Below are 9,942 nucleotides of genomic sequence, written 5' to 3'. Positions count from 1 at the left end.
GCCCCCGCAACCAAAATGGTCCCGTGGTGTAGCGGTTAACATGCCTGCCTGTCACGCAGGAGATCGCCGGTTCGATCCCGGTCGGGACCGCCATTTTTATGCCGGTGTAGCTCAGTTGGTAGAGCAACTGACTTGTAATCAGTAGGTCGTGGGTTCGACTCCTATCGCCGGCATCATCCCTTGGAGGGGTAGCGAAGAGGCTAAACGCGGCGGACTGTAAATCCGCTCCTTAGGGTTCGGCGGTTCGAATCCGTCCCCCTCCACCATTTTAGGGGCATAGTTCAACGGTAGAATAGAGGTCTCCAAAACCTTTGGTGTGGGTTCGATTCCTACTGCCCCTGCCAGGTTTCGAGGTACTCGTTATCAAAGACTACTATCATTACATATAGTGGCGATTGTGGCGAAGTGGTTAACGCACCGGATTGTGGTTCCGGCATTCGTGGGTTCGATTCCCATCAGTCGCCCCATTTAATAATTGGGGTATAGCCAAGCGGTAAGGCAACGGATTTTGATTCCGTCATGCCTAGGTTCGAATCCTAGTACCCCAGCCATTCATTTTTTAGTTTGAGCCATTAGCTCAGTTGGTAGAGCATCTGACTTTTAATCAGAGGGTCGAAGGTTCGAGTCCTTCATGGCTCATCATTTTTTATAAATGCGCCCGTAGCTCAATTGGATAGAGCGTCTGACTACGGATCAGAAGGTTATGGGTTCGACTCCTGTCGGGCGCGCCAAATAAGCCAATAATATCGGAATGTAGCTCAGCTTGGTAGAGCACTTGGTTTGGGACCAAGGGGTCGTAGGTTCGAATCCTGTCATTCCGACCATCTTTCCTGATTATGGGGCCTTAGCTCAGCTGGGAGAGCGCCTGCCTTGCACGCAGGAGGTCAGCGGTTCGATCCCGCTAGGCTCCACCATTTATATAATTTCCGGAGGTATACCCAAGTCTGGCTGAAGGGATCGGTCTTGAAAACCGACAGGCGGGTAACACCGCGCGGGGGTTCGAATCCCTCTACCTCCTCCATTTTTCCGGGTCAGTAGCTCAGTTGGTAGAGCATTAGATTGAAGCTCTAAGTGTCGGCGGTTCGATTCCGTCCTGACCCACCATCTGCGGGTGTAGTTTAATGGTAAAACCTCAGCCTTCCAAGCTGATGTCGTGAGTTCGATTCTCATCACCCGCTCCAAAAAATAATGGGCCTATAGCTCAGCTGGTTAGAGCGCACGCCTGATAAGCGTGAGGTCGATGGTTCGAGTCCATTTAGGCCCACCATTATTCCGAAGTAGCTCAGTTGGTAGTAGCACCTGACTGTTAATCAGGTTGTCGCAGGTTCGAGTCCTGCCTTCGGAGCCACGGCCCGTTGGTCAAGTGGTTAAGACACCGCCCTTTCACGGCGGTAACACGGGTTCGAATCCCGTACGGGTCATCAAGCATGTTGCACATTAGTGTGACATGCTTTTTTTATGCCAACTATACTGACAAACAAAGATCAACAATCGTTAAGGAAAGGCCCACGTAATAACGTCTATACCTAAATACTGCAAAGGGTATGTAAATGTGCCCTAATGCGTCTCGTGTATTACTTACTTAGGCGTAAAAAACGTTATAATAACAAATCCATCTCTCAATAGTTTTTCCTCTGTAATTCCCCTAATGACTACTAAAAATGAGCACCTTTATCCATAAATAATTATAGTTTTAGAAAGATTAAAGAGAAATGATATAAAATATTGAACAAAGTATTTCATATATAAAATATGTATGTTTTCTGGCAGATTTTTTCGTGGTGATAATACTTCCATTCCTCTAATATGAGGGTAGATGGAGGAATTCGATATGAATTTACATGAAGTACAGCGGTTTTTAGAACTTTATCAAGTAGAGCAAAATGAGTCTATAACATGGCTTGAAAATAAATTACAGCAAATTAAAACGGCAGGAGAATATATACCGACAACGGAAGAATTAATCTTTGGTGCTCGAGTTGCTTGGCGCAATAGTAATAAGTGCATTGGCCGACTGTTTTGGCAATCACTGCATGTTGTAGATGCCCGCGATATTTCAAATGAGGAGGATATCTTCAACGCATTGCTTAAACATATTCAATATGCAACAAATGGTGGAAAGATTCGTCCAACAATAACGGTTTTTGCACCGGGGCGCGTTCGTATATGGAATCATCAACTAATCCGTTATGCTGGCTATGAAACGGAATCTGGAATCATTGGTGATCTGCATTCTGTTGAGTTTACAAAAGTATGTGAGTCACTTGGCTGGCAGGGAAAGAGAACGGCATTTGATGTGCTTCCACTTGTTATACAGGTGGATGGAAGGGAGCCACAAGTGTTTACGATCCCTGACGAGTATGTACTAGAGGTACCAATTCGTCATCCAGAATCCTCTCAAGTAGCGAAGCTAGGATTAAAGTGGTATGCAGTGCCGATTATTTCGAGCATGCGCTTCCAAATGGCAGGTATTGATTTTGAGGCGGCCCCATTCAATGGTTGGTATATGGGTACCGAAATAGGGGCACGTAATTTAGCAGATCATGAGCGTTATAATATGCTGCCTGCTATAGCAGAAATTTTTAATCTTGATACAACGAAACAGGCTTCTTTATGGCGTGATCGTGCATTAGTTGAGCTGAATATAGCCGTTCTATATTCCTTTAAAGAAGGCGGTGTCAGCATAGTAGATCACCATACAGCTGCACAGCAATTTAAATTGTTTGAGGAAACAGAAGCAGCAGCGAATCGTGAAGTTACAGGCAATTGGACGTGGTTGATTCCACCTCTTTCACCAGCTACGACCCATATTTTTCATAAGCCTTATGTTAATGTTTACAATACACCGAACTATTTTTATCAGAAACCACCTTATTAGTAGAGAAAGGCAGCTCACTTTAACTTCCTTCGCTGTCCAAACATCGGCTGTAATAGAGGAACTCAGGCTTTTGTGCAAATACAAAGCACCTCATGATTATGCCTAGGCATAGATCATGAGGTGCCATTTTTAATTTACATATTCATTTTTAGAAGCCTTAAATGAACATATGAAGAGTATCAATACAACGACAACAAATAACCAACCAGCGGTATTCCAGCCACCGAATAAATCATGTAAATAACCAAATAAGATTGGACCGATTGCGGCTAATAAATATCCTAATGATTGTGCAAATCCTGATAAATCGGCTGCCTCAAAAGCTGTACGGGTACGTAATGTAAAGAACATCATCGCTAATGCAAATGAAGCACCTCCGGCTAATCCTAGTAGTACCATCCACAGTACAGCGAGGCTTGTCCATTCCATGACTACTCCGATAAAGCCAATTAAGTAAAATAGTGTAAACATTAAAACGAGAGGACGTTGAGATGTCATTTTACTAGCGATAATAGGCACAGCTAATGCCATTGGAACTTGTGAAAATTGCATAATGGAAAACATCCAGCCCGCACGATCTGCAGCTAATCCTTGTGATATATAAATTTCAGGAATCCAAGCGGCAGTTGTGTAGAATAATAATGACTGAAATCCCATAGCTCCCGCTACTGCCCAAGTAACAGGTGATTTCCATAATGGTGTACGTTCTTTCGTAGTCTTAACAGTCGGTTCAGGCTTATTAAATTGCAACTGTGGAATCCAAATTACAATGGTTAACACCACAAGAACAAGTGAGATTGCCAGTGCGCCTTGCCAACCAAGTGATGAATTGGCAACAGGATAGCTAATGCCAGCACCGAGTCCAGCCGTTAAATTCATCGACATTGTGAAAAATGCCATAAGTAAACCTACGTGATAGGGAAATTTCAATTTAAGTAATCCTGGAATTAGTACATTACCGAATGAAATGGCTATACCAATTAGCATCGTACCAAATACGAGTAAACTAGTTGTGCCAACGGAGCGTAGTACAATTCCTCCCCCTAAAAGAACAGTTGATAACAATAATGTTAATTCTAGTCCAACTTTACGTGCGACAACTGGTGCGAATGGTGAAATGATTGCAAATGCTAGCAATGGGATCGTTGTTAGAAAGCCTGCTAGTATATTGGATATGCCGAGGTCTTCGCGAATAAAGGAAATAATTGGTCCAACAACTGTTAGCGGCATCCGTAATGTCGAGGCAATACAAATTACGCCGATAACGAGTAATAAGGTTGTGCCTTTCCAATTAATTTTTCTGCTAGGATAAGTATCGGTATGTTCATGAGTAGTCAAATAAATCCCCCCTTGGTAGAACAATTCTGATTGAATCACTATACCACTTTATCACATAAATAAAAATAGTGGAAAATTCGCAAAATATAGAATATTACTCGGGTTATTGAAATGCCATAGGTCGTATGTTAAACTAAAACCCATCATAAATTTAATATTTAATGCCTCATGTTTGTATTGAGGTAGAGGTCGCGGTATTTAAGAGTATGTTAATGGAAATGACAAGCATTAGAGAAATTAGCTGAAAGGAAATACTGCCGAAGTGTGAGGGGACTTGAAAACCTCATGCTGGGGCTGTCTCCGAAAGGAACAGAACTGTCACGTTTGAACAACGTGTTGAGCTATCATTTTGAAGGAACAGAGGATTTACTTAGCCATCACAGCAACGTTCATGTGATGGCATTTTTTTGCCTCTTAAAAAGGAAGGAAGCTATATCGTGAGTGAAATAAAAGTCAATCAGCTCGGTCATAAAGCACCGAAGCTGAAAAAAGAATTAAAAAGTCGTCATATTACAATGATTTCATTAGGCGGTACAATCGGTACAGGGCTGTTTTTAGCTAGTGGTGGTGCCATTGCGCAAGCAGGCCCTGGCGGTGCACTACTCGCTTATGCATTAATCGGTATCATGGTGTATTTTTTAATGACGAGCTTAGGAGAAATGGCAGCTTATATGCCATCATCAGGCTCTTTTAGTACGTATGCTACAAAATTTGTAGATCCAGCTTTAGGTTTTGCACTTGGTTGGAACTACTGGTACAACTGGGCAATTACAATTGCAGCAGAAATTTCTGCCGTCTCATTAATTATGAAATATTGGTTCCCAGATAGCTCATCAGCACTTTGGACTGTTTTATTTATTGCTGTAGTTTTAACGTTCAATCTATTATCGGTAAAAAGCTATGGTGAGAGTGAATATTGGTTTGCAATGATAAAGGTTGTCACAGTAATCATTTTTATTATCATCAGTTTTTTAATGATTTTTGGTATTTTAGGAGGACAAGCTCCTGTAGGCTTTACGAATTTCTTCATTAGTGATGGACCATTCCACGGAGGTCTCCTTGCTACATTTGGTATTTTCTTAGCTGCGGGATTCTCGTTCCAAGGGACAGAGTTACTTGGAATAACAGCAGGTGAAACGGATGACCCTGGTAAAAATATTCCGAAAGCCGTTAAGTCTGTTTTCTGGCGAATTCTTTTATTCTATATTTTAGCGATTGCTGCAATTGGGATGCTGATTCCCTTTACAGACGCACGTTTATTATCAGAAGATATCGCTGTTTCACCATTTACACTGGTGTTCGATCGTTTAGGAATTGCCTTTGCTGCATCATTGATGAATGCAATCATTTTAACGGCAATGCTGTCAGCAGGGAATTCAGGGCTTTACGCATCGTCACGTATGCTTTGGCAATTAGCGGTAGATGGCCATGCACCGAAAATTTTCACTAAACTCAGCCGTCGAGGTATCCCGATTTACGCATTACTGGCGACTTTAGCTATAGGCTGTCTAGCATTTTTAGCTTCATTCTTTGGTGATGGTGTAGTCTATATATGGCTTCTAAATGCCTCAGGGATGTCTGGCTTCATTGCCTGGTTAGGTATTGCATTTAGCCATTATCGTTTCCGTCGAGCATTCGAGGTACAAGGCTTAGATCCGAAATTATTGCCGTATAAAGCAAGGCTATTCCCATTCGGCCCGTTATTTGCCTTTACGGTTTGTATGATTGTTGTTATTGGACAAAACTACAATGCCTTTATGGGTGAAACAATAGATTGGTACGGAGTCCTTGTCTCATATATCGGTATTCCACTGTTCTTACTGTTATGGTTTGGCTATAAAATTAAGCATAAAACAAAAATGCTTCCATTAGAGCATTGTGATTTAAAAGTCGAACAATAAAAAATAAAACTGTCCTGTGAGTCATAGAAAATGACTTGCAGGGCAGTTTTTTTAGTTAAATAATAAATTTGTAATTCTAGACGTACAATCAACATACACCAAGTGAACGACTGGCGAGAATAAAAAGAGAACTTTAATTTGTCCAATCGTCGCCCACTTTTGAAGCATAACCTTAATATGGTAAACTGATAGATAAATAACACATCAGCAAATTTTGGGTAAGACATTAAATTGGAGTGGAAGCTGGACGACTCCTTTGGGATTAGCGTCACAGATGAGATCTTGGAGCGTAGCGAATGTTATCAGTGCGGAAGTGAAGTGGCATTAACGAAAGCGCCTGCCAGAATGGAAATCAGTCCCTTGTTATGGTGATGATACAAAGAAACGGCAAGTCATATATAGACTACTTTAAGTTAGGAAGAGGTGCAGGATAGTGCAAAAGCATATTTTACTAGTAGAAGATGACGATGCTATTCGTGAAATGGTGGAAAATTATTTAACGATGGAGGGATTCCTTGTCACCTCTGCAGAAAATGGAGAAGAAGCAGTACAAAATTGTTTAAATAATTCTTTTGATTTAGTGATCTTGGATATTATGATTCCGAAACTTAATGGATTAGAAGTTTTAAAGATTATACGAGAGCGAGCATCACTGCCAATTATCATTATGTCAGCCAAGGATAGTGATGTTGATAAAGCGTTAGGATTAGGATTAGGGGCAGATGATTACATCGCGAAGCCATTTTCGATGCTGGAATTTTCGGCACGTGTTAAAGCTGCAATTCGTAGAGCTACAAAATACTCTAGTCAAGTAGAAGAGAAGAAAGATATTGTCGAGATCGCCAACTTATCGGTTGACCTTGTTAATTTTTCAGTTGAGAAGGATGGACAGCAAATTAAGCTCACATCAAAGGAATTTGGCATCTTAAAATTATTCGTGACAAATCGTAACCGAGTTTTTACAAAGCAGCAAATTTACCAATTGATTTGGAATGATGCTTATTATGGGGATGAAAATATTATTAATGTACATATAAGAAGATTACGCGAAAAAATTGAAGACGATCCATCCAATCCTCTATATATTAAAACACTTTGGGGAATCGGCTATAAATTCGAAGGATAAACAGATGATGATATTACTATTACTGATGATTGTGTTACTTGTAGGTATAATTATTTTTCAGGTGAGAGCAAAAAAACAACAGAACGCTATGATTCAATACATGCATCAAAAACTGCAAGCAATCATTAACGAGCAATCGAGCGAGAAGATTTTAGTGTCGACAGCTAATCATGAATTACAGCAGCTATTAATTGCGGTGAATGCGTTGCTAGACCACAACCAAAAAGTACTGGCGACACATCGAAAAATGGAAAGCTCTATGAAAAAGATGTTGTCTAATATTTCCCATGATCTTAAAACGCCCTTAACAGTTGTACTAGGTTATACGGAAATGCTTAAGCTTAAGCAATCACTTAATGAAGAGGAGCGGCAACGGTTGCTCACAGGTGTTCATTCGAAAACATTGGAAGTATTGAAAATAATTCATACATTTTTTGACCTGGCAAAATTGGAGGCAGGAGATACAGATTATCCAATGACGAAAATTAATGTAAGTGAAATTTGCCGCAAAAATATTTTATCATTTTACGATATGATCACATCTATGGGACTAGAAATCGATATAGCAATACCAGAGATATCCGCATATGCACATGGCAATGAAGAAGCGCTAGATAGGGTTTTGAATAATTTACTATCAAATGCGGTTGCCTATGGGGCAACAGGAAACATCATTGGGCTCACAGTAAGAAATGATGATACGAATATTTTTATTGATGTCTGGGATCGTGGGCAGGGGATCGACGAATATCATATTGATAATGTTTTTGAAAGAATGTATACACTTGAGGATTCCAGAAATAAATCCTTCCAAGGGAGTGGCCTTGGCTTAACCATTACAAAACGTCTTGTAGAATTAATGGAGGGTTCCATCCAACTTTCTAGTACCCCATATGAGAAGACCATTTTTACAGTTTCTTTAAAACGAATGACATATTGAGCAGTCATGCTTGTAGGGCAATTTTATAGCTTTACAAGCTTTTCTTCTGCGCTTAAGAAATTTGTAAGAATCAAGTAATAAATTAGAGAGTTTCATTTTTTATAATAAGGATAGCTAAATTTAAGGGAGAGATCTACATGACATATATTGTAAAAACAAATCAGCTTACGAAAGTGTTTGAAGGTAAAGAAGTCGTTTCTGCTGTAACTATGCATGTGAAAAAGGGAGAAATATACGGTTTTTTAGGTCCTAACGGTGCCGGAAAAACGACAGTTATGAAAATGCTCACAAACCTTACGAAGCCAACGAGTGGAGATATTGAAATCTTTGGTGAAAAATTAATGGACCGTTCATTCGACGTGCTGAAAAGGATGGGAACGATTATTGAATACCCAATTTTTTATGAAGATTTAACAGCAAAGGAAACCTTAGAATTACATTGCGAATATATGGGCTACTACGACAAGAAAGAGATTGCGCATGTTCTAGATTTAGTAAAATTAACAAATACGGAGAATAAGCGTGTAAAAGACTTTTCTCTTGGGATGAAACAACGGTTGGGTATTGCGCGTGCAATTATTACTAAGCCGGAATTACTTATTTTAGATGAGCCGATTAATGGACTAGATCCAGTTGGCATTAAAGAGCTTCGAGAACTATTCAAGATGCTTTGTAAAGAGTATGGAATAACGATTATTATCTCTAGTCATATTTTGGGCGAAATTGAACAATTGGCAGATACAGTTGGGGTTATTAAAGATGGAAGATTGATTAAGGAAGTATCAATGGACGCTGTCAATCGTAGTCAAACAGATTATATTGAAGTGATCGTCAATAATGGGCAAAAGGCTGCCTTTATTATAGAAAGTAAATTAAATATTACTAATTTCAAACTAATGGATGACAATTGCATTCGAATTTATGATTCAACAGCTTCACAAAAGGTGCTATCTAAAACATTGATTGCGCATGATATTGAAATTGAGGGCATTAGCAAAAAAACAAGCTCATTAGAGGATTATTTCTTGAAGTTAATCAATGGAGGTGTAGTTAGTGCTTAATTTAATGCGTCTAGAAATGAAAAAATATCATATCGGTTCATATATAAAAAAAGCTGTTTTTGCAAATTTTATATTACTAGGTGTTACATTTATGCTTATATTTATTACTAAAGTAGAAGGGGATCAAGATCTCCGAAATTATCAGGCGGCATTTGGCTTTATAGATTCTGGTGTAAGAGCGGTGTTTATTATTTTTGCCAGTGTGTTAATCGCCAAATTTATTATTGGAGAATTCAAATATAAAACCATCACTGTAGCATTTATGTATCCATTAAGTAGAAAAAAATTAATTGCTTCAAAGCTAGCCATTGTTGTTCTTTTTACTTTTTGTGCAATTATTTTATCGACTATTTTTATAACGGCGGTTTTTTGTATTGTTAGTGAGAGTTTCCAACTACTTTCAGATCCATTGTCGTTCTCTTTCATAATACAACGAATTCCCATTGTGATCATGAATGCAGTTGCAGCATCATGCATCGCATTAATACCATTGTATTTTGGCATGAAAAAATACTCCGTTCCGGCAACGATTGTATCATCTATATTAATTGTATCGGTTGTTTCATCAAATACTGGTAACTTCAGTTTGTATGATATTATTTTCATCCCAATCACTTTAGCTATTATCGGTATAAGCGTGGCCTATTTATCATTCAGAAACATTGAGAAGATAGATATTTAACTTCTTTCAGCAAATG

The 9,942-nt window shown here is 39.3% G+C and carries 7 protein-coding genes, 16 tRNA genes and 1 riboswitch; of the genes, 22 read left to right on the top strand and 1 reads right to left on the bottom strand.

The genetic code is table 11. From position 1 onward, the window contains the following. The first annotated feature begins 17 nt into the window (after positions 1-17). From ACIQ7N_RS22720 to ACIQ7N_RS22640, 17 genes are all read left to right on the top strand, one after another. Positions 18-93: transfer RNA gene (locus ACIQ7N_RS22720), tRNA-Asp, on the top strand. Between the two features lie 7 nt (positions 94-100). Then, positions 101-173: transfer RNA gene (locus ACIQ7N_RS22715), tRNA-Thr, on the top strand. A 9-nt stretch (positions 174-182) separates the two neighbouring features. Then, positions 183-266 (top strand) — tRNA-Tyr (locus ACIQ7N_RS22710). 4 nt (positions 267-270) lie between these two features. After that, a tRNA-Trp gene (locus tag ACIQ7N_RS22705) sits at positions 271-344 on the top strand. 47 nt (positions 345-391) lie between these two features. After that, positions 392-467, top strand: a tRNA-His gene (locus tag ACIQ7N_RS22700). A gap of 9 nt (positions 468-476) precedes the next feature. Further along, positions 477-551: transfer RNA gene (locus ACIQ7N_RS22695), tRNA-Gln, on the top strand. A 15-nt stretch (positions 552-566) separates the two neighbouring features. Beyond that, positions 567-639, top strand: a tRNA-Lys gene (locus tag ACIQ7N_RS22690). Between the two features lie 15 nt (positions 640-654). Then, positions 655-731, top strand: a tRNA-Arg gene (locus ACIQ7N_RS22685). Positions 732-747: 16 nt separating this feature from the next. After that, a tRNA-Pro gene (locus ACIQ7N_RS22680) sits at positions 748-824 on the top strand. A 14-nt stretch (positions 825-838) separates the two neighbouring features. After that, positions 839-914, top strand: a tRNA-Ala gene (locus ACIQ7N_RS22675). 14 nt (positions 915-928) lie between these two features. Next, positions 929-1,021, top strand: a tRNA-Ser gene (locus ACIQ7N_RS22670). Positions 1,022-1,028: 7 nt separating this feature from the next. Next, a tRNA-Phe gene (locus ACIQ7N_RS22665) sits at positions 1,029-1,104 on the top strand. Between the two features lie 3 nt (positions 1,105-1,107). Then, positions 1,108-1,181, top strand: a tRNA-Gly gene (locus ACIQ7N_RS22660). A gap of 9 nt (positions 1,182-1,190) precedes the next feature. Beyond that, positions 1,191-1,267: transfer RNA gene (locus ACIQ7N_RS22655), tRNA-Ile, on the top strand. Between the two features lie 4 nt (positions 1,268-1,271). Next, a tRNA-Asn gene (locus ACIQ7N_RS22650) sits at positions 1,272-1,348 on the top strand. Position 1,349: 1 nt separating this feature from the next. Further along, positions 1,350-1,421, top strand: a tRNA-Glu gene (locus ACIQ7N_RS22645). Between the two features lie 410 nt (positions 1,422-1,831). Then, positions 1,832-2,878: a nitric oxide synthase oxygenase gene (locus ACIQ7N_RS22640; protein WP_402936405.1), complete on the top strand. Its 1,047-nt coding sequence runs from the start codon at positions 1,832-1,834 to the stop codon at positions 2,876-2,878. A gap of 129 nt (positions 2,879-3,007) precedes the next feature. On the opposite strand, the gene ACIQ7N_RS22635 is transcribed toward ACIQ7N_RS22640, so the two are convergent. Beyond that, positions 3,008-4,216 carry a CynX/NimT family MFS transporter gene (locus ACIQ7N_RS22635; RefSeq protein WP_248717685.1) on the bottom strand — a complete coding sequence of 403 codons (1,209 nt, stop codon included), beginning with the start codon at positions 4,214-4,216 and terminating at the stop codon, positions 3,008-3,010. A 175-nt stretch (positions 4,217-4,391) separates the two neighbouring features. Further along, a riboswitch (Lysine riboswitch) is annotated at positions 4,392-4,568 on the top strand. Positions 4,569-4,653: 85 nt separating this feature from the next. Here ACIQ7N_RS22635 and ACIQ7N_RS22630 point away from each other — a divergent pair. From ACIQ7N_RS22630 to ACIQ7N_RS22610, 5 genes are all read left to right on the top strand, one after another. Further along, positions 4,654-6,117: an amino acid permease gene (locus tag ACIQ7N_RS22630; RefSeq protein WP_402936402.1), complete on the top strand. Its 1,464-nt coding sequence runs from the start codon at positions 4,654-4,656 to the stop codon at positions 6,115-6,117. 433 nt (positions 6,118-6,550) lie between these two features. Further along, complete coding sequence (locus ACIQ7N_RS22625; protein WP_132364758.1) at positions 6,551-7,243, top strand: response regulator transcription factor; 693 nt, start codon at positions 6,551-6,553, stop codon at positions 7,241-7,243. A gap of 4 nt (positions 7,244-7,247) precedes the next feature. Further along, positions 7,248-8,183, top strand: coding sequence for a sensor histidine kinase (locus ACIQ7N_RS22620; RefSeq protein WP_402936400.1), 936 nt, complete (start codon positions 7,248-7,250; stop codon positions 8,181-8,183). Positions 8,184-8,320: 137 nt separating this feature from the next. Then, the gene (locus ACIQ7N_RS22615) at positions 8,321-9,244 is read left to right on the top strand and encodes an ABC transporter ATP-binding protein (RefSeq protein ID WP_402936398.1); all 924 of its coding nucleotides are present in this window, start codon (positions 8,321-8,323) and stop codon (positions 9,242-9,244) included. Beyond that, positions 9,237-9,926 carry an ABC transporter permease gene (locus ACIQ7N_RS22610; RefSeq protein ID WP_402936396.1) on the top strand — a complete coding sequence of 230 codons (690 nt, stop codon included), beginning with the start codon at positions 9,237-9,239 and terminating at the stop codon, positions 9,924-9,926. Before ACIQ7N_RS22615 ends, ACIQ7N_RS22610 begins: the two co-directional genes overlap by 8 nt. Positions 9,927-9,942 lie beyond the last annotated feature (16 nt).

Source organism: Lysinibacillus sp. NPDC095746 (assembly GCF_044763535.1).
GTDB lineage: Bacteria > Bacillota > Bacilli > Bacillales_A > Planococcaceae > Lysinibacillus.
The sequence above is the reverse complement of the archived record's forward strand: the minus strand, read 5'-3'. Positions and strand labels throughout refer to the sequence as shown.